The following is a 19448-nucleotide window of genomic DNA, read 5'->3' as shown; positions in this document are numbered from 1 at the left end:
TGCCTTTCCGTGGATCTCGGGTGCGGTATCAGTGCTGGTAGCCGTAGACACCGCGGGCCTGGTCGCGCACGAGGCGGCCCTTCTCCAGTTCGATGACGCGCTTGCGCATCTGGTCCACGATGTTCTGGTCGTGGGTGGCCATCACCACGGTCGTGCCCGTCCGGTTGATGCGGTCGAGCAGCTTCATGATGCCGACGGACGTCTGCGGGTCGAGGTTGCCGGTGGGCTCGTCGGCGATGAGCAGCTTGGGGCGGTTGACGAAGGCCCGCGCGATGGCGACGCGCTGCTGCTCACCACCGGACAGCTCGCCGGGCATCCGGTCCTCCTTGCCGCCGAGCCCGACGAGGTCGAGCACCTGCGGCACGGACTTGCGGATCTCACCGCGCGACTTGCCGATGACCTCCTGAGCGAAGGCGACGTTCTCGCCGACCGTCTTGTTCGGCAGCAGGCGGAAGTCCTGGAACACCGTCCCCAGCTGGCGCCGCATCTGCGGGACCTTCCAGTTGGAGAGGCGGGCGAGGTCCTTGCCCAGAACGTGCACCTGGCCGTGGCTGCACCGCTCCTCGCGGAGGATCAGCCGCAGGAAGGTGGACTTTCCGGAGCCGGAGGACCCCACGAGGAAGACGAACTCGCCTTTCTCGACCTCCAGGGATACATCCCTGAGGGCGGGGCGGGTCTGCTTGGGGTAGACCTTGGAGACGTTGTCGAATCGGATCACGGATGCACCACGGGTCGCCGGGGGTAGATGAGCGTGACCATACGCGAACCGGGTGGGGCACCGCAGTCACCGACCGTGATTGCACCATGGATGTGCCGTTTTGTGCCCAGCGCCGGGGGACGCGGGCGGACTGTGCGTACCACCACAGAAATCGCGCGGCCGCGCGACGGCCGACGGAACCTGGCAAAGTGGAGGGGGAACATTCCCGCCCCCACGGACGTTGAACACGTGGAACCGGCGCAAGGAGGGCAAGCGCATGACGTACGACCGGCTGGTGTGCGCGAACTGCGCGTCCCCCGTGAACGAGGGCCGCTGCCCCGTGTGCCGCGCGAACCGCGAGCGGCTGCAACAGGAGAACTTCCTGGCGGGCCTGAATCCGATGGCTCTGATCACCCTGCTGATGGTGCTGATCGCCGCGGTGGCCCTGCTGGCGCACCAGACCGTATGACGGCGTAAGCCCCGAGGACACGGCCGAGGGCCCGGAGCGTTCGCTCCGGGCCCTCGGTGTTGCGCTGGGCGCACGGTCCGTACGGACGTGACTACCGTCAGGCGGCAGCGCCGCCGCGGCCGCCCACGAGGCGGGGCAGCAGACGGAAGCCGACACCGCCGGCGATCATCGTGGCAGCGCCGATCACCAGGAAGGTGGTCTGCGCGGCACCCGTCTCGGCGAGCTCCTGGCCGTTGCCCTGGGCCTGGGCCTGCGAGGCCGGGGTGGAGTCCGAGCCGACCTCGGTGAGGGAGGAGGAGCCCTCCTCCTGCGGCGAGGTGCCGCCGTCGGGGTCGGCGTTGTTGCCGCCGCCGTTACCGCCACCGTTGCCGTTGCCGTTGCCGTTGCCGCCGCCGGTGCCGTTCCCGTTGCCCGGGTCGGTCGGGGCGTCCGTCGGGTCCTCGGTCGGCTCGGTGGGCTCGTCCGTCGGCTCGGTCGGCTCGTCGGTGGGCTCCCCGGTCGACGGCGGGTCCGTCGGGAGGTCCGTGGGCGGGTCCGTCGGGAGGTCCGTGGGCGGGTCCGTCGGGAGCTCGGTCGGCGGGTCGGTGGGCTCGTCGTCGCCCGTGCTCACGCCGACACCGACGCTGGTGTCGCCGATGCCGACGTTCACGCCCAGGTCGAGAGCGGATGCCGCACCGGCGGCGGTCAGCGAGGCGCCGGCGGCGATCACGGCACCGGCGGCTATCCGCGCGACACGAATCCGCGTCTTCTTCGTCATGTGGTTGCTACCCCCAGTAGCTCATCGTCATTAGGCAGCGCTCGGGGCTGTGCTCGACGGGGCAACTGCGATGAAAGGCACCCCGGTTCACATGCGCCCCAGAGACACGCATGCCGCGCTTTACCCTTCCCATTTTTCAAGAACACGTCAAGGCCGTTTACGGCTGCCATGTCCAACTACGGGGGCTATGCCGGGAGTCTGAGGCTGTGACTGTGATGTAAAACCCGGACATGGAGTACGCAAAAGGCAACTGCCGCCCTGGTGGCGGCAGTTGCCTTGTCGACAAACTTACTTCTCCTGCTGCTTGCGCCAGCGAATTCCGGCTTCGATGAAACCGTCGATCTCACCGTTGAACACGGCCTCGGGGTTGCCGACCTCGAACTCGGTGCGCAGGTCCTTGACCATCTGGTACGGGTGCAGGACGTAGGAACGCATCTGGTTGCCCCAGGAGCTGCCGCCGTCCTTGAGGGCGTCCATCTTGGCCCGCTCCTCCTGGCGCTGCCGCTCCAGCAGCTTCGCCTGGAGCACGTTCATGGCGGTCGCCTTGTTCTGGATCTGCGAGCGCTCGTTCTGGCAGGACACGACGATGCCGGTGGGGATGTGGGTGAGGCGCACCGCGGAGTCGGTGGTGTTGACGCCCTGGCCGCCGGGGCCGGACGAGCGGTACACGTCGACGCGCAGTTCGGACTCGTCGATCTCGATGTGGTCGGTCTGCTCCACCACGGGCAGGATCTCCACGCCCGCGAAGGACGTCTGCCGCCGGCCCTGGTTGTCGAAGGGCGAGATGCGCACGAGCCGGTGCGTGCCCTGCTCCACGGAGAGCGTGCCGTAGGCGTAGGGCGCCTGGACGGCGAAGGTGGTCGACTTGATGCCGGCCTCCTCCGCGTACGACGTCTCGTAGACCTCGGTCTTGTAGCCGCGCTGCTCGGCCCACCGCAGGTACATGCGCTGGAGCTTCTCGGCGAAGTCGGCGGCGTCGACGCCACCGGCCTCGGCACGGATGTTCACCAGCGCCTCACGGGAGTCGTACTCACCGGAGAGGAGGGTGCGGACCTCCATCTCGTCCAGCGCCTTCTTCACGGCGGCGAGCTCGGACTCGGCCTCGGCACGGGTGTCCGGGTCGTCCTCCTCCTCGGCCATCTCGAAGAGGACGCCCAGGTCGTCGATGCGACCGCGCAGGGCCTCGGCCTTGCGCACCTCGGCCTGGAGGTGGGACAGCTTGCTGGTGATCTTCTGCGCCTCATCGGGGTTGTCCCAGAGGGACGGCGCGGCCGCCTGCTCCTCGAGCACGGCGATGTCTGCCCTCATCTTGTCGAGGTCCAGAACGGCCTCGATCGACTCCATGGTCGAGGAGAGGGACTTGAGCTCTTCGGATACGTCGACGACTGCCACGCCCTCCAGCGTAACGGCTCCGCCCGGCGGCCAACGCCGGGCGGCCGCAGCGGGCGGCTCAGGGCGTCTGCGGAGCGGAGTTCTGCGTGTCCTGGGGAGGTGCGCTCCCGTCGTCGTCCGACGTGGTCAGCCAGGCTCCGACGCCGATCGCCGCGGCGAGGGCGACCGCACCCGCTCCCAGGGCCACCCGGCGGCGCCGGGCCGCGGCGCGGTTGCGGGCCGAGCCGGGGCGGGGAGCACCCGCGGTACGCGGGGCCCGGGCCGTGCCGTGGGCGCCGCCGGCCAGCTCGTCGGGGGCGGGGACGCGCATGGAGGTGTGGGTGTCCCGGTTGGAGTCGGCGGGCTTCGCGCCCGGCACCAGGGGGACCGCGCCCCGCCGTCTGACCCGCTCCCCGGCCGGCGCCGGCCCGGCGGGCTGTTCCTCGCGGTCGGACTCCTCCGCGGACTCGGTGTCCGGCTCGTCGACCTCCAGCGGGGGCATGCCCGCCAGCATCGGCAGCAGCTCCCGCAGCCGGACCCCGAGCTCCGAGGCCCGCAGCCGCGAGGCCGGGGCCTTGGCCAGGCACTGCACCAGCAGCTGCCACAGCTCGTCCGGGATGCCGGGCAGGGGGACGACCGTCTCCGTGACGTGCCGGCGCAGGACAGCGCCCGGGTGTCCGCCGCCGAAGGGCGTGAAGCCCGCCAGCAGCTCGTAGAGGACCGTGGCGAGCGCGTAGATGTCGACGGACGCGCGCGGGGGCAGGCCCTCGACGATCTCCGGGGCGAGGTAGTCCGGGGTCCCGATGATCTTCGTGGCCTTGGTGCGGCGCGGGGTGTCGATGAGCTTGGCCACGCCGAAGTCGGTCAGCAGCGCGCGGTGGGAGCCGCCGGGGCCCAGCGGGCCCTGCATGTCCAGCAGGACGTTCTCCGGCTTGACGTCCCGGTGCACCACCCCCGCGGCGTGCGCGGCCGCCAGCCCGTCGGCGATGTCGGCCGCGATGGCCACGGCCGCCTCGGGGGCCATGCGCCGGTCCCGGTCCAGGCGGGTGCGCAGGTCGGTGCCGCGCACGAGGTCCATGACGAGCGCCAGATCGTTGCCGTCGACGACCAGGTCCCGCACCGACACCACGTGCGGATGGTCCAGCCCGAGCAGGGCCGTGCGCTCCTGGACGAAGCGTCCGACGAGTTCCTGGTCGGACGCGAGGTCCTCGCGCAGCAGCTTGATGGCGACGGGACCCTCGGGGCCCTCGCCCAGCCACACCGTGCCGGCGCTGCCCCGCCCGAGGATCTGGTGGGCGGTGTACCGGCTGCCGATCTTCCGTGCCAAGGCTGCTCCTACCGACGCGTGTTGTCGCTAAAACTACGCGTACGGAAGGCCAACCTTCACCGGGGAGGCGGAAATCACCCGCCGGGTGTCGACAAATCACCAACCCCGCAGGGCGGTTCCGGTCACTTCGTGCCGGAACCGCTGCCGAGCTTCTCGAACCAGCCGGTCACGGCGCTGAACCAGTCGGTGAGCTGGTCCCAGTAGCCCTTGCCGGTGCCGATCCACTCCTGCAGCGGACTCAGTTCCCAGATCAGCCAGCCCGCGACGAACAGGATGACGATCGTGAAGAGGCAGCCCTTCAGGCAGCCGAGGCCCGGGATCCGCATCGGGTTGGCGCTGCGCTGCCGCGGCTGCCGGGGCTCGCGCTGGGGCCGTTGCGGCTGCTGGGGCTGGGCCGGGGGCGCGGGCGGGGCGTAGCGCTGCGGCGGCTGGGGCCGCTGCGGCTGCTGGGCGTACTGCTGGGGCTGCGGGTTGGCGTAACCCGAGGGGGGCGCCTGACGGCGCGGGGGCTGCTGCTGCGGCCTGGCGACCTGGCGCTGGGGGCGGCGGCGCAGCGGGTCCTCGTTCGGGTCGAGGTACTGGACCTGCGTCTGCTCGTTGCGGTCGCGGGCCGCCCGCAGCTGGTTCTGCCAGGGGTGCGGGTCCTCGGGGCCGCCTTGCTGGTTCTGCTGACCCGGGTGGCCGGGTGATCCCGGCGGGACGGGCGGCATGACGGCGGTCGGGTCGGCCGCGCCCCGGTGGGGCATGACGGCGGTGGGGTCGGCGGCGCCGGCCGGGCCGCCGGTGTGCGGCATGACACTGGTCGCGGCGTTCGGGTCGTAGGCGGCGGCGCCCTGCGGGAGGACCTGCGTGGGGTCGGCCGAGCCGGGCGTGCCCGGTACCGGCGCGGGGGCCGGGTCGGGCACGAGGAGCATGCCGACGCCTTCTGCGGCGGCGATCTGCGCGGAGTTCGCGTGCACTCCGATGCCCTCGGCGACGACGCGCAGGCCGCGGGCCAGGTTCTCGGCGCTGGGGCGCTCGTCGGGGTTCTTGCGCAGGCAGCGCTCGATGACCGTCCACAGCGGGTCGGGCACCGTGGAGGGGCGGCGCGGCTCGGCGCTCAGGTGCTGGTGCAGCACCTCCAGGGCGGAGCCGCCGCCGAACGGCGGGCGGCCGGTGACCAGCTCGTAGAGCAGGATGCCGGCGCCGTAGATGTCGACGGCGGAGGTCTGCGGGCGGCCCTCGGCGGACTCGGGGGCGACGTAGGCGGGCGTGCCGACGAACTCCTGGGTGCGGGTCAGTCCCGGGGAGTCGGCCAGCCGGGCGATGCCGAAGTCGGTCAGCAGCGGGTGCATCCGCCCGTCGTACTGCTGGAGCAGGACGTTGGCCGGCTTGAGGTCGCGGTGGACGACGCCGTCGGCGTGGCTGGCGGCGAGCGCGTCGGCGATCTGGGCGGTGAGCAGGGCGGCGGCGACCGGGGTGAACGGCCCGTTCTCGCGCAGGTAGCGGTGCAGGTCGGGACCCTCGACGAGGTCCATGACCAGCGCCAGCAGCTCGCCCTCGACGACCAGGTCACGGACCCGGACGATGTTCGGGTGGGTCAGCCTGAGCAGGACGGACCGCTCGCGCAGGAACCGCATGACGATGTCCGGGTCGCCGGCCAGCTCCTCCTTGAGGACCTTGATCGCGACGGTCTCGCCGGGCTGCCCCGGCACGGCCGCCTCGGCGCCCGCGGTCTCGCGCTGGCGGGCTCGCCAGACGGTGCCCGTGGCGCCGCGTCCGAGCGGCTCCTCGAGCAGGTACTTGCTGCCTACCGGCCGCACGTCATGCGCTCCCTGGTGCTTGCCTTGCCTGCTGGCCTGTCCGACCCACTGTAGTGCCGGGGGGCCGGGGACCGGAGTGTCGTCTTTCTGTGGGTCTTACGTCGCGGCCCTCACACTCGTTCGAAGGGAAGACGCTCACCTCGGTCTCGTGGTTGCCGGAGAGGAACGTGAGTGATCTCAAGCGGTCGGCTGTGGGTCATCTCTCAGGCACTTTTGCGGGCAGAGCCGACCATTCAAGATCACCTTTTCCGGAGCGAGGGGCGCACTGTCAGTGGCAGGTGCGAGGATGCTGCCAGTTACTGGCCGACGTGCCGGGGCGGGGTGGGGGACTCCGCGCCCGGGCAGAAGGGACCGCTGACGGCGATGCAGATCCGGCTGACCGTCGTAGATCCGCTGGGCCCGTCGGCGCCGGCGCGGGATCGCGCCCCGCGCACCGACGTGCTGGTCACGGCACCCGCCGGTACGGCGCTCGCCGCGGTGGCGTCGGCGCTCGCCCAGGCGGTCTGCGGCGGTGACGGCTCGGGCACACCCGTGTTGTATGCCGGGGAGCACCGGCTGGACGCCCAGCGCTGCACGCTCGGCGAGCCGCCGCTGACCGACGGCGCCGTGCTGTCCGTCGGCGCGCCGGGCGAGCCGGAGCCGCACCCGGAGCTGGCGGACGCCCCGGCCCAGCTGCAGGTCGTGGCCGGTCCGGACGCCGGTGGTGTCCATCTCCTCCACGGCGGCGAGATCCGCATCGGCCGCTCCGCGGACGCGGACGTACCGCTCGACGACCCGGACGTCTCCCGGCTGCACTGCGCGGTGACGGTGAGCGCGGACGGCCGCGTCGCGGTCGCCGACCTGGACTCCACGAACGGCACGACGGTGAGCGGCGCGCGGGTGGGCGGCCGGGCGGTCCCCTTCGTGCCGGGTGCGCTGCTGCGGATCGGCGAGTCGGCCCTGCGGCTGGCTCCCGCCGGGGGGCCGGGGGGCCGGGTGGAGACGACCCCGGACGGGGAGGGGCACGTGCGCGTGGCCGGGCCCGTGGAGGCACCTGCCACCGGCGGGGCCGCTCCGAGGACGGCCGGCCCCACGGACTCCACGCACCACGCCCACGGCCCGGCGGTCCTGGGCACACCGGCCGCTCCCGCGCGCGGCTCGGCGGATCCGGCTGTGGTGCCGGGACAGGGCGGGGCGCCGTGGATCGAGGGCGAGGGTGCGGGCCCCGGTCCGGAAGCGGCGCGGGCCGGGAGCGGCAGTGCGGGCTCGGCGCCCGAAGCGCTGCGGATAGGCGGCGGGGGTCCGGGGCCGGAAGCGCCGGGGATCCAGGGCGGCGGCACCAGGTCGGATGCGCCGCAGGAGCGGGGGCACGGCCAGGGGCCCCGCGCTGCGGACGGTGCGGGCGAGGCCCGCCCGGGGGGCCACCGGAGCGAGGTGCCGCACCAGGGCGCCGGCAACGAGACCCGAGCGGGGAGCCGGAGCGACCCGCCGTCCTTGGGTGCCGCAGGCACCGCCCACGCCGGAGGCCACCACGACGAGGTCTCGGCCGCCGCCCATGCCGGGAGCCACCGGGGCGAAGTACCGCCCCCGGGCACCCGCGGCGAAGTCCGGCCGGGACGCCGAAGCGAGGTCTCGCTCCCAGACGCCGACAGCGAAGCCCGCTCCCGACGCCGGAGCGAGATGCCGCCCCCCAGCACCGGGGGCGCCGCCCACGCCGGAGACGGTTGGAGCGAAGTGCCGCCCGGCGGCAGGGGGGGTGAGACGCGGCGGCAGACGGCCGGGAGTGGATCAGCGTCGGGGGCCGCCGGGTCCCCGGAGGTCCACGGGCCGCGCCCCGGTTCGCAGGAGGACACGCTCCGGACCGCTCGGCAGCGCGATGCCGCTCAGGATTCGTCGTCCCTCGCTCCTCCCGGCGCCGCGCGGCAGCGCGATGCGGGCCCGGCGACCGGCGGTGTCGGGGACACGCATGCGGGTCGTGCCGGGGCCGGACCGGCGTACGGCACCGGCGCCGCGGACGGAAGCGGTCACCGCCCCTGGGACCCGGACCCCGGCGCCGACGACCCGGCCCTGGCGGACCAGCGGGCCGGTCGTGGGCGCAAGGGCACTCCCCTGCGCGGCACCGACGTGCCCCCGGGTACCCGCAGGCGCGGCGGGCTCGGGGCGTGGGCGCGGCGGCTCACCGGGGGGCGCGGCGAGCGGGCGGCGGAACCACGCGAGACGTACGAGGACGAGCCCGCGGCGACGGTGGCCGCGGAGCACCACCCGGTCGTCGTGCCGTCCGCCCCGGAGACCTGGCCGGACCCGGCCACGCTGCTGCTCACGGCCCTCGGTCCGGGACCCCGGCTGTGGGAGCGCGGCCCCGGCCACCCGGAGGCGCTCGCCGTGCGCCTCGGCACGGCCGACCGGGCGGCACCGGACGGCTCGGGCCTGCTGCCCGCCGTCCCCGTGACCGCCGGTCTGCGCGAGGTCGGCGCACTGGGACTGGCCGGGCCGCGGGCGCGGCTGGCCGGGCTGACGCGTGCCGTCCTGGCCCAGCTCACCGCCCTGCACTCCCCCGACACGCTGGAGATCGTCCTGATCGCCGCGGACCGCTCCCGTTCCCTTCAGGAGCGCACCGCCGACTGGTCCTGGCTGGGCTGGCTGCCGCACGTGCGCCCGGGGCACGGACAGGACTGCCGGCTGCTCCTGGCCCACGACCGGGAGCAGGCCGCCGCGCGTTGCGACGAGCTGACCCGCCGTCTGGAGGACCATCTGGCGGACACGGGTCAGGCCGGCGGCCCCGGAGCCGACGCTCCCGTCCCGGCGCCCCGCCGCCCCTCGTGGGCCCAGGACGGCGCGGGCGGCGACACGGCAGAACGCTTCCCCGGCCCGTACACGGTCGTGGTCGTCGACGGCGATCCCGGCGGTGCCGATCTGAGCGGAGCCCTCGCGCGCCTGGCGCTGGAGGGCCCCCGGGCCGGAATCCATGTCGTCTGCCTGGCCGAGACGGCCGCCGCCTCCCCGGCCTCGCCGGTGACCGAGACGTACGAGGCGGCCTGTTCGGTCGCGCCGGTCTTCCGGCAGTGCGGCGCGGTCGCGCTGCTCAGCGGGGACGTGGCGACGGCCCTGCGGCTGGTGCGCGTGGCCCGTACCGGCGGCGACGGTTCGTCGGCGGGGCCCGTCGGACACGGCACGGTCGCCACCGTCGACGCCGTCTCGGCGGCCTGGGCCGAGCGGTTCGCGCGGGCGCTGGCGCCCCTGCGGACGGACGGCCCGGCGAGCGAGCGCCAGCCGCGGGTCTCCGCACCGCTGCCGCAGGCGGCCCGGCTGCTGGACGAACTGGGCCTGGCCCGCGCCACCCCTGCGTCGCTGATGGCGCGCTGGGCGGACGCGGCCGACGACGCCGAGGCGCTGGGCGGGCGGGTGCGCGCCGTGCTCGGCGCCGGGCCGCGCGGTCCGGTCGGCGCGGACCTCGCCGCCCAGGGGCCGCATCTGCTGATCGAGGGCCCTGCGGGCAGCGGCCGCACGGAGCTGCTGCGGTCGATCGTCGCGTCCCTGGCCGCCGCCGAGCGGCCGGACCGCCTCGGCATCGTGCTGGTCGACGGCCGGGGCGGCCCGGGCGCGGGCGGCGGCAACGGCGAGGGACTGCAGGTCTGTACGGACGTACCGCACGTCACCACGCTGCTCATGGCCCACGACCCGGTCCGGATGCGGGAGTTCGCGCAGTCGCTGACCGCCGAGCTGAAACGGCGCGCCGAGCTGCTCGGGCGGTCCGACTTCGCCGAGTGGCACACGGGCCGCGAGCTGTCGGGCCGTATGGTCGCGCAGCGCACGGCGTCGGCCCGGGGCGGTGCCCAGGCCGACGCGGCCGGGGCGGGAGGGGCCGGCGACCTCGACTCGCCGTCCAGTTCCACCATGCGGCTGCGGCCCGGCGCGGCCCGGCGGCAGACGGAGGCGGCCGCGCCCCCGCTGCCCCGGCTCGTCGTGGTCGTCGACGACCTGGACGCGCTGGTCGCCCCGGCGCTCGGCTCCACCGGGCGGCCGGCGGCCGGGTCGGTGATGCGCGCACTGGAGGCGGTGGCCCGGGACGGCGAGCGGCTCGGCGTCCATCTGGTGGCGGCCACCGGTCCGTGCGCCCGCACGGCGGAGACGGAACCGGCGCGCCGGGCCACCCTGCGCGTCGTGCTCGACGCCCCCGCCGCGGGCCCGGACGAGCCCGCGCCCGGCCGGGGAAGGCTGACCGGTGCGGACGGGCGGGTCACCCCGTTCCAGGGCGGCCGGGTGACCGGCCGGATCCCGCGGACGGCGACGCTGCGTCCCACGGTCGTCCCCCTCGAATGGCACCGCATGGGTGACCCTCCGGCCCGGCGTCCGGTGCGGGAACTCGGAAACGGCCCGACCGACCTGGCACTGTTGGCCAGCGCGCTGGAAAGGGCGGCCCGGGAGGTCGCGGCTGCGAAGGTGCCGTCGCTCCTGTGAGCGGGGAGGGTCATCGGCCCCACCCGCGCCATGGGGCCGCGTCCCTGGTCACGAGGGAGTCACGATCCCCCGCTTGACAGCCGATGCCATCTTGCCGCCCCCGCACACCCGGGCGTAGACCAGATCGCACGGGAGCGCGCTCGACGTTCGACGAGGAACGAAGAAGCGGGGCAGTCATGCGCATGACGAGCAGCACCATCCGGACACGCTGGTCGCCCAGGCGGGACACGGCGACCCCCCAGAGCCGCAGAGCCGTCAAGGCCGCGGCCGCCGTCGCAGCGGGAGCCCTCGCGCTCTCGCTGAGCGCCTGCGGAAGCAGCGACACCGACAGCGGTGGAAGCACGGGCGACACCACGGAAACCGGCAACAACGTCACCCTTCCCAAGCTCGACGGAACGAGCCTGGAGATCGCCGCCGTGTGGACCGGCACGGAACAGGCCAACTTCAAGAAGGTCCTGCAGGAGTTCGAGAAGCGCACGGGCGCCAAGGTCACGTTCGTGCCCGCACAGGACCCCATCATCAACTTCATCGGTTCGAAGGTGGCCGGCGGGCAGCCGCCGGACATCGTGATGCTGCCGCAGCCCGGCGCCATCAAGCAGGCCGTCGACAAGGGCTGGGCCAAACAGCTGGGCTCCGACACCGTCAAGGAGCTCGGCGAGAACTACTCGCAGGGCTGGCAGGACATCGGCAAGGTGGGCGGCAAGCCGTACGGCGTCTACTACAAGGCCGCCAACAAGTCCCTGATCTGGTACAACAACCAGGTCTTCGAGAACGCGGGGGCCAGTGAGCCCGAGACCTGGCCGGACCTGCTGAACACCGCGCAGACGGTCTCCGACTCCGGCGTCACCCCGTTCTCCATCGGCGGGGCCGAGGGCTGGACGCTGACCGACTGGTTCGAGAACGTCTACCTCTCCCAGGCCGGCCCGGAGAAGTACGACCAGCTGGCCAAGCACGAGATCAAGTGGACCGACCCGTCCGTGAAGGACGCGCTGACCACCCTCGCGCAGGTCTGGGGCAAGCCCGACTGGATCGCGGGCGGGGCGAACGGGGCGTTGCAGACCGACTTCCCGGCCTCCGTCACGCAGGTGTTCACCGGCGGGGACCAGCCCAAGGCGGCCATGGTCGCGGCGGGTGACTTCGCGCAGGTCAACATCCCGTCGAGCATGAAGATCGGGACGGACGCGAAGGTGTTCCCGTTCCCGGCCGTGGGTGACCAGGGTCCGGTGGTCTCGGGCGGCGACGCGGCCGTGATCCTTGAGGACTCGAAGGGCTCGCAGGCCCTGGCGACCTGGCTCGCCTCGCCGGACGCTGCGTCGATCCAGGCCAAGCTGGGCGGCTACCTGTCGCCGAACAAGAACGTGCCGAACTCCGACTATCCGAACGCGGTGCAGCAGAAGATCGCCAAGGCGCTCATCGACGCCGGTGACGACTTCCGCTTCGACATGTCCGACCAGGCCCCGCAGGCCTTCGGCGGCACGCCCGGAAAGGGCGAGTGGAAGATCCTCCAGGACTTCCTGAAGAACCCGAAGGACATCGCGGGGACCCAGGCGAAGCTGGAGGCCGAAGCAGCCGCGGCGTACGGGAACTGACGTCATGACGTCGGTTCCGGCGGCAGGGGGCACCGAGCCCCCTGCCGCTCCCACGTCGCGCAGGAGTGTGACCGGTACCCGCAGGACCGTCGCGGCGCTGTTCCTGCTGCCCGCGCTCGTCCTGCTCGGCGCGCTCGTGGTGTACCCGATCGGGTACTCGGTCGTGCGCAGCTTCTACGACCAGTCCGGTAACGGCTTCGCCGGAATAGACAACTACAAGGCCCTCTTCACCGACGAGGGCATCCGCACCGCGCTGAAGAACAACATCATCTGGGTGGTGTTCGCGCCGACGATCGCGACCGCGCTCGGCCTGATCTTCGCGGTGCTGACCGAACGGGTGCGCTGGGGTACGGCGTTCAAGCTGGTCGTCTTCATGCCGATGGCGATCTCGATGCTGGCGGCGGGCATCATCTTCCGCCTGGTGTACGACCAGGACCCGGACAAGGGCGTCGCGAACGCGGTGTGGGTGGGCGTGCACGACACGTTCGCCCAGGCCTCGGCGTTCCCGAAGGCCCACCCGGGCCGCGACTCGCCGCTGAAGCCGGCCGGTGGGGGCGCGTTCATCACCACGTCGCCCGTCCGCACGGGCGAGGCGGTCTCGCTGCCCCTGGTGGGGGTGGCGCCCGATCAGCTGCCCGACGGCGTGAAGGCCGCGGTGGCGCCGAAGCCCGAGCCGGGCAAGGTCACGGGCACGACGTGGCAGGACTTCACGCGCGGCAAGGGCGTCGGCACGCTCAACAGCGTCGATCCGTCCGAGCTGGGCTACGCCGGCATGCGGATCGAGGCCGTCAAGGACGGCAAGGTCGTGGCGTCGACGACGGCCGCGGGCGACGGCACCTTCAAGCTGCCCGCCTCGGCCGACGGGGCCCAGCTGAGGCTCCCGGCGAGCAACTTCAAGGAGCCGTACAACGGTCTGGACTGGCTCGGCCCGTCCCTGGTCACCCCATCCATCATCGGCTCGTACATCTGGATGTGGGCGGGCTTCGCGATGGTGCTGATCGCGGCCGGGCTGGCGAGCGTGCCCCGGGAGCTGCTGGAGGCGGCGCGGGTGGACGGCGCGAGTGAGTGGCAGGTGTTCAGACGGGTCACGGTGCCGCTGCTGGCGCCGGTCCTGGCGGTCGTCGCCGTCACTCTGATGATCAACGTGCTGAAGATCTTCGACCTGGTCTTCATCATCGCTCCGGGCTCCTCCCAGGACGACGCGAACGTCCTCGCGCTGGAGCTGTACCGCAAGGGCTTCTCCGAGGACCAGCCGGGCATCGCCAGCGCCATCTCGGTGTTCCTGCTGCTGCTCGTGGTGCCGGTGATGTGGTTCAACGTGCGCAGGCTCAGGCGGGAGGTGCGGCGATGAAGGCCAGGCAGTCGCTGGGGTCGCGGCTGGCCGAGGCGGTCAGCGGCGGGGTGCTGCGGGTGTTCCTCGTCGTCGTCGGGCTGTTCTGGCTGGTGCCGACCATCGGGCTGCTGCTGTCCAGTCTCCGTACGCCGGAGGACATCGCGGCGAGCGGCTGGTGGAAGGTGTTCACCGAGCCCTCGCAGATCACCTTCGACAGTTACGCGAAGCTGCTGGAGAACGAGGACATCACCAGCTCCCTGGTGAACACGGTCTGGATCACCGTGCCGGCGACGCTGCTCGTCGTGATCATCGGTTCGCTGGCCGGCTACGCCTTCGCGTGGATGGAGTTCCCCGGCCGGGACTGGTGGTTCCTGGGCGTGGTCGGTCTGCTGGTCGTGCCCGTGCAGGTGGCGCTGATCCCGATCGCCGAACTCTTCGGCAGCATCGGCATCTTCGGCTCGGTGCTCGGCGTGGTGCTCTTCCACGTCGGCTTCGGCCTGCCCTTCGCCGTGTTCCTGCTGCGGAACTTCTTCGCGGAGATCCCGAAAGAGCTGCTGGAGGCGGCGCGCCTGGACGGCGCGGGCGAACTGCGCCTGTTCTTCCGTGTCGTGATGCCGCTCGGCGCCCCGGCGATCGCGGCGCTCGGCATCTTCCAGTTCCTGTGGGTGTGGAACGACCTGCTCGTCGCGCTGATCTTCTCGGACTCCGGGAGCCAGCCGATCACGGTCGCACTGCAGACGCAGGTACGGCAGTTCGGCAACAACATCGACGTGCTGGCACCCGGCGCGTTCATCTCGATGGTCATCCCGCTGGCCGTGTTCTTCGCGTTCCAACGGCAGTTCGTGTCCGGCGTGATGGCGGGCGCGGTCAAGTAGCGATCAGAGCACGGTAGTCGAAGGGGCGGGGCCGGGGGCGGGCCGCCCCTTCCGCGTTCCCCCGGATGCCGTAGCGACCGTAACCAAGTCGGCCCAGCGGCCGTTCCCGGGCCGAACGCCCGCGCCGACCGATGGATGGCCTCTTGCCCAGGTTCAGTGTCATTGTCCCCGCGTACCAGGTTCAGGCGTACCTGCACGAGTGCCTCGAATCGGTGCTCTCCCAGTCCTGTCCCGATCTGGAACTGATCGTCGTCGACGACTGCTCGCCGGACGCGTGCGGTGCGATCATCGACGAGTTCGCCGCCCGCGATGCCCGGGTACGCCCCGTCCACCTGCCTCAGAACGTCGGCCTGGGCCGCGCGAGAAACGCCGGCGTGGCGCACGCGAGCGGGGACTACCTGCTGTTCCTGGACAGCGACGACACCCTCACGCCCGACGCGCTGCGGTCGATCGCCGACCGGCTGAAGGAGACGGGCGAGCCGGACGTGCTGGTCTTCGACTACGCGCGCACCCACTGGACCGGTGAGGCGATCCGCAACCAGGCGGCCGCGCAGCTCACCGAGCAGGGCCCGGCGCCGTTCCGCCTGGAGGACCGGCCGGGGCTGCTGCGGCTGCTGATGGTCGCCTGGAACAAGGCCTACCGGCGGGAGTTCGTCGAGGAGGGGGGTTTCGTCTTCCCGCCCGGGCTCTACGAGGACACGCCGTGGACGTACCCGGTGCTGATGACCGCCGAGTCGATCGCCACCCTCGACCGGGTCTGTGTGCACTACCGGCAGCGGCGGCAGGGCAGCATCCTGCGCACCACCAGCGAGCGGCACTTCGACGTCTTCGAACAGTACGACCGGGTCTTCGCGTTTCTCGACGAGCGCCCCGAACTGGCCCGGTGGCGGCCGGTGCTGTTCCGCCGCATGGTGCACCATCTGGTGATCGTGTACTCCCGGCGGGACCGGCTGCCCCGGGGCTCGCGCGCCCGCTTCCTGCGCCGGGCCCGCACCCACTACCGGCGCTACCGCACCCCCGGTGCGCCCGTGCCTCCCGGCCTCTCGACTTCGCTCGAGCGGGGGCGCCCCCGCTGCCGGATCCACCACGTCCTGATCCGCTTCGGCCTGCACCGCACCTACCGCACCCTCCAGCTGGCGTCGGCCCTGCACCGCGCGGCCGCCCGGACCACCGGGAAGCTGCTGCGGGGCCTTCGGTCGGCCGCCCTCCGCACGCACTACCACGTGCAGCGCTGCCTTCCGCTGCGCGCCGACCGCGCCGTCTTCGCCGCCTACGACGGCCGCGGCCACGGCTGCAACCCCGGCGCGCTGGAGGCCGCGGTCCGCGACCTCGCGCCGCACATCCGCACGGCGTGGATCGCCCGCCGCGAGCACCACCACACGATCCCGCCCGGCCCGCGCCGCATCGTCCCCGGCACGGCCGCCTACTGGACGGCGCTCGCCCGCTCCCGCTACCTGGTCAGCAACAGCGGCTTCGACGACCGGCTGGCCAAGCGCCGGGGCCAGGTCCTGATCCAGACCGGGCACGGCACCCCGCTCGGCCACATCGGCCTCGACCTGCAGGAGCGCCCCGCGGCGGCCCGCGGCCGGGACTTCGCGCGGCTGCTGAAGGACGTCGAGCGGTGGGACTACGTGCTGTCCGCCAACCGGCACACGACCCTGACGAACGAGCGCGTCCACCCCGGCCGCTACACCACGCTGGAGTACGGCTACCCCCGCAACGACGTGTTCCGGACGGCGACCCCGGCGGACGTGGCCCGGCTGCGGGCCTCCCTGGGCATCGCGCGGGGCGCGGTGGCGATCCTGTACGCGCCGACCCACCGTGACTACCGCCGTTCCCAGCACCGTCCCCTGGACCTGCAGCGGATCGCGCGCCGCCTCGGCCCGCGCTTCATCGTCCTGGCCCGCGCCCACCACGCCTACGACGCCCCGCTGACCAGCACCTGCGGCCGGGTCGTGGACGTCTCCGACCATCCGAGCGTGGAGTCGCTCTGCCTGGCGTCGGACGTCCTGGTCACGGACTACTCGTCGCTGATGTTCGACTACGCCAACCTGGACCGGCCGATCGTCGTCCACGCCGACGACTGGGAGGCGTACGACGCGGCCCGCGGCACCTACTTCGACCTGCGCGACGTCCCGCCGGGCGCGGTCGCCCGCGGCGAGGACGAGCTGATCGACATCTTCGCCACCGGCCACTGGCGCGGCTCCCGCTCGGCCCAGCTGCGGGCGGCGTTCCGCGAGCGGTTCTGCACCTACGACGACGGTCGGGCCGCCGAGCGGGTGGTGCGCCGGGTCGTGCTCGGGGAGTCGGAGCTGCCGCCGGTCGTGCCGCTCGGCGAGCGCCGCCCGGTGCCCTCGGCGGCGGCCTCGCTGACGCGTGAGCCGCTCACCACGGTGCCGCTGGCGGCCGGTCCCCGCGCCGTCACCGACAGCCTCTGAGCACGGTTCGCCCTCCGGGGAGTCCGCATGCCCGCCGGCCCTCGCGGCCGGCCCCGCCCCCGTCCCCGCCCGCCGGGGGTCCGGGACGCCCCCGCGGCCCGTGTGACCCGGCCCGCCCCCGACAGACCCGCCTCCCGACAGAAAGAGCCACATGCCCCGCTTCAGCATCGTCGTCCCGTCCCATGGGGTCGCGGGCCGGCTGTCCCTGGCGCTGGAATCCGTCCTCGCCCAGTCGTTCGGAGACTTCGAGCTGATCCCGGTGTGCGACGCGCCCGACGCACCGGCGGCGGACATCGCCGCCGGGTACGCCGAGCGGGACTCCCGGGTGACGCCGGTGCACTCGCCGCCGTCGGACGGGCTGGCCGGGGCGCGCAACACCGGGCTGCGGGCGGCCGTCGGCGGCCATGTGCTGTTCCTCGACGGCGACGACCTCCTGGCCCCGGGGGCACTGGCGGCGCTGGACGCCCGGCTGGGTGAGACCGGTGACGTGGACGTCCTGTACTTCGAGCACGAGCGCACCCCCTGGTGGGAGGGCGAGCCGGCCAACCCGGCCGCGCCCCTGCTGGCCAGGACGCCGGACGGGGCGTTCTCCCCGGGCCTGGCCCCACGGCTGACGGGCGTGGCGCTCCCCGCGTGGAGCGCGCTCTACCGGCGGGCCTTTCTCACCGAGCAGGACCTCGCCTTCCCCGGGGAGCACTACACCGACATCGGTTTCGGCGGGCTGGCCGGCCTGCGGGCGGAGCGGGTGGCGGTGCTGCGCGCGGTCGTCGTCCGGCACCTGCTGCGCCGGCAGGGCAACCGGCTGGGCCTGCCCGGCGAGCACCACTCCGAGCTGCTCGACCAGTGCGAGCTGGTGCTGGCGCGGGCCGCGGAGCAGGAGCTTCCGGCGGACCGGCTGTCGCCGCTGTTCGAACAGCTCTTCGCCGCCGTACTGAAGACGGCCGCCCACCCCCGGCGGCTGACGTCCGGCCGCCGGGCCTTCTTCCGGCGGGCGAGCGCGCTCTACCGGCGGCACCGCCCCGCCGGGTACCGGGCGCCCGGCGGCAGCCTCGGCGTCCAGCACCGGCTGCTCGCCTCCGGGTCCTACCCGGCGTTCCGCGCCCTGCGCGCCGTCAACCGGACCGTACTGCGGGCCGCCACGCTGCTCCCCCGCCCGCGCGGGCTGCGCACCCGGCTGCGCTACGCGCTGGACCTGCGCCGGCCGCTCGACGAGAACCTCGTCGTGTATTGCGCCTACTGGGGCCGCGGCTACGTCTGCAACCCGGCCGCGATCCACGCCAAGGCCCGCGAACTGGCGCCGCATCTGCGCGCGGTGTTCCTGGTCGAGCCGGACGCGGTGGGCAGCGTGCCACCGGGCGTCGAACACGCGGTGATCGGCAGCCGGACGTACTGGCGGGTGCTGGCCCGCGCCAAGTACCTGGTCAACAACGCCAACTTCGCCGACGCCGTGGTCAAGCGCCCCGGCAGCGTGCACCTGCAGACCCAGCACGGCACCCCGCTGAAGATGATGGGCGCCGACCAGGCGACGTACCCTGTGGTGGCCGCCGCGACCGGCAGCATCGCCAGGCTGCTGACCCGGGTGGACCGCTGGGACTACAACCTGACCTCCAACCGGCACTCCACCGAGATGTGGGAGCGGGCGTTCCCGAGCGCGCACGAGACGCTCGAGTACGGCTATCCGCGCAACGACGTCTACTGCACGGCGTCCGCCGAGGACGTGGCCCGTGTCCGCAAGGAACTGGGCGTCCCCGACGGCAAGAAGGCCCTGTTGTACGCCCCCACGCACCGCGACTACGCCACCGGTTTCGAGACGGGCCTGGACCTGGCGGAGTTCTGCGAGGCGATCGGCGACGAGTACGTGGTGCTGCTGCGCGCCCACTACTTCTACGACCAGGGGACGAGCAGGAGCGGCGGACGGATCATCGACGTCACCGGGCACCGCTCCTCGGAGGACGTGTGCCTGGCGGCGGACGCGCTGATCACGGACTACTCGTCGATCATGTTCGACTACGCCAACCTGGACCGCCCGATCGTGGTGTACGCGGACGACTGGGACGTGTACCGGGAGACCCGGGGCGTCTACTTCGACCTGATGGAGTCCCCGCCCGGCCGGGTCGCGCGGACGCCCGGGGAGCTGGCGGCCGTCTTCCGCGACGGCTCCTGGGCGGACGAGTCCGCCGCGTCGCTGCGGGCCGCGTTCCGGGAGCGCTTCTGTCAGTTCGACGACGGGCGGGCCGCCGAGCGCGTGGTGCGCCGGGTGCTGCTCGGGGAGCCACCCGAGTCGATCCCGCCCGTGGTCCCGCTCGCGGAGCGCGTCCCGGCCCCCGCCGCCACCCTCACAAGGAGCTGACCG

The 19448-nt window shown here is 73.2% G+C and carries 12 protein-coding genes; 7 read left to right on the top strand and 5 right to left on the bottom strand.

What is annotated here, in order from left to right:
* Positions 1–28 precede the first annotated feature (28 nt).
* Complete coding sequence (gene ftsE / locus ADK65_RS11160) at positions 29–718, bottom strand: cell division ATP-binding protein FtsE (RefSeq protein WP_003990615.1); 690 nt, start codon at positions 716–718, stop codon at positions 29–31.
* Positions 719–974: 256 nt separating this feature from the next.
* Here ftsE and ADK65_RS11155 point away from each other — a divergent pair, with 256 nt between their 5' ends.
* Positions 975–1166, top strand: coding sequence for a hypothetical protein (locus ADK65_RS11155; RefSeq protein WP_053669951.1), 192 nt, complete (start codon positions 975–977; stop codon positions 1164–1166).
* Between the two features lie 97 nt (positions 1167–1263).
* Here the strand turns inward: ADK65_RS11155 and ADK65_RS11150 are convergent, their stop codons facing one another.
* The 4 genes from ADK65_RS11150 to ADK65_RS11135 form a co-directional block, all read right to left on the bottom strand.
* Positions 1264–1923, bottom strand: coding sequence for a hypothetical protein (locus ADK65_RS11150; RefSeq protein WP_053669818.1), 660 nt, complete (start codon positions 1921–1923; stop codon positions 1264–1266).
* Between the two features lie 288 nt (positions 1924–2211).
* Complete coding sequence (prfB, locus tag ADK65_RS11145; RefSeq protein WP_053669817.1) at positions 2212–3315, bottom strand: peptide chain release factor 2; 1104 nt, start codon at positions 3313–3315, stop codon at positions 2212–2214.
* A gap of 58 nt (positions 3316–3373) precedes the next feature.
* Entirely contained in the window at positions 3374–4621 is a 1248-nt protein-coding gene (locus ADK65_RS11140; RefSeq protein WP_053669816.1) for a serine/threonine-protein kinase, read from the bottom strand.
* Positions 4622–4743: 122 nt separating this feature from the next.
* On the bottom strand, positions 4744–6423 hold the full coding sequence (locus ADK65_RS11135) for a serine/threonine-protein kinase (RefSeq protein WP_053669815.1): 1680 nt from the start codon (positions 6421–6423) through the stop codon (positions 4744–4746).
* A 363-nt stretch (positions 6424–6786) separates the two neighbouring features.
* On the opposite strand from ADK65_RS11135, the gene ADK65_RS11130 reads away from it, so the two are divergent.
* From ADK65_RS11130 to ADK65_RS11105, 6 genes are all read left to right on the top strand, one after another.
* Positions 6787–10860: an FtsK/SpoIIIE domain-containing protein gene (locus tag ADK65_RS11130; protein ID WP_053669950.1), complete on the top strand. Its 4074-nt coding sequence runs from the start codon at positions 6787–6789 to the stop codon at positions 10858–10860.
* Positions 10861–11036: 176 nt separating this feature from the next.
* Positions 11037–12449: an ABC transporter substrate-binding protein gene (locus ADK65_RS11125; RefSeq protein ID WP_053669814.1), complete on the top strand. Its 1413-nt coding sequence runs from the start codon at positions 11037–11039 to the stop codon at positions 12447–12449.
* Between the two features lie 4 nt (positions 12450–12453).
* Positions 12454–13800: a carbohydrate ABC transporter permease gene (locus ADK65_RS11120; RefSeq protein WP_199825605.1), complete on the top strand. Its 1347-nt coding sequence runs from the start codon at positions 12454–12456 to the stop codon at positions 13798–13800.
* The gene (locus ADK65_RS11115; RefSeq protein WP_053669812.1) at positions 13797–14657 is read left to right on the top strand and encodes a carbohydrate ABC transporter permease; all 861 of its coding nucleotides are present in this window, start codon (positions 13797–13799) and stop codon (positions 14655–14657) included. The genes ADK65_RS11120 and ADK65_RS11115 overlap by 4 nt, the downstream gene beginning before the upstream one ends.
* A 143-nt stretch (positions 14658–14800) precedes the next feature.
* Entirely contained in the window at positions 14801–17095 is a 2295-nt protein-coding gene (locus ADK65_RS11110; RefSeq protein WP_053669811.1) for a bifunctional glycosyltransferase/CDP-glycerol:glycerophosphate glycerophosphotransferase, read from the top strand.
* 151 nt (positions 17096–17246) lie between these two features.
* Entirely contained in the window at positions 17247–19445 is a 2199-nt protein-coding gene (locus ADK65_RS11105) for a bifunctional glycosyltransferase/CDP-glycerol:glycerophosphate glycerophosphotransferase (protein WP_053669810.1), read from the top strand.
* Positions 19446–19448 lie beyond the last annotated feature (3 nt).

Source organism: Streptomyces sp. NRRL B-1140, from assembly GCF_001280065.1.
GTDB lineage: Bacteria > Actinomycetota > Actinomycetes > Streptomycetales > Streptomycetaceae > Streptomyces.
The sequence above is the reverse complement of the archived record's forward strand: the minus strand, read 5'-3'. Positions and strand labels throughout refer to the sequence as shown.

Excerpts from the sequence above, each read along its gene's own strand:
- ADK65_RS11125 (WP_053669814.1), top strand. The coding sequence starts at position 11,037 with ATGCGCATGACGAGCAGCACCATCCGGACACGCTGGTCGCCCAGGCGG.
- ADK65_RS11115 (WP_053669812.1), top strand. The coding sequence starts at position 13,797 with ATGAAGGCCAGGCAGTCGCTGGGGTCGCGGCTGGCCGAGGCGGTCAGC.
- ADK65_RS11105 (WP_053669810.1), top strand. The coding sequence starts at position 17,247 with ATGCCCCGCTTCAGCATCGTCGTCCCGTCCCATGGGGTCGCGGGCCGG.
- ADK65_RS11155 (WP_053669951.1), top strand. The coding sequence starts at position 975 with ATGACGTACGACCGGCTGGTGTGCGCGAACTGCGCGTCCCCCGTGAAC.
- ADK65_RS11120 (WP_199825605.1), top strand. The coding sequence starts at position 12,454 with ATGACGTCGGTTCCGGCGGCAGGGGGCACCGAGCCCCCTGCCGCTCCC.
- ADK65_RS11130 (WP_053669950.1), top strand. The coding sequence starts at position 6,787 with ATGCAGATCCGGCTGACCGTCGTAGATCCGCTGGGCCCGTCGGCGCCG.
- ADK65_RS11150 (WP_053669818.1), bottom strand. The coding sequence starts at position 1,923 with ATGACGAAGAAGACGCGGATTCGTGTCGCGCGGATAGCCGCCGGTGCC.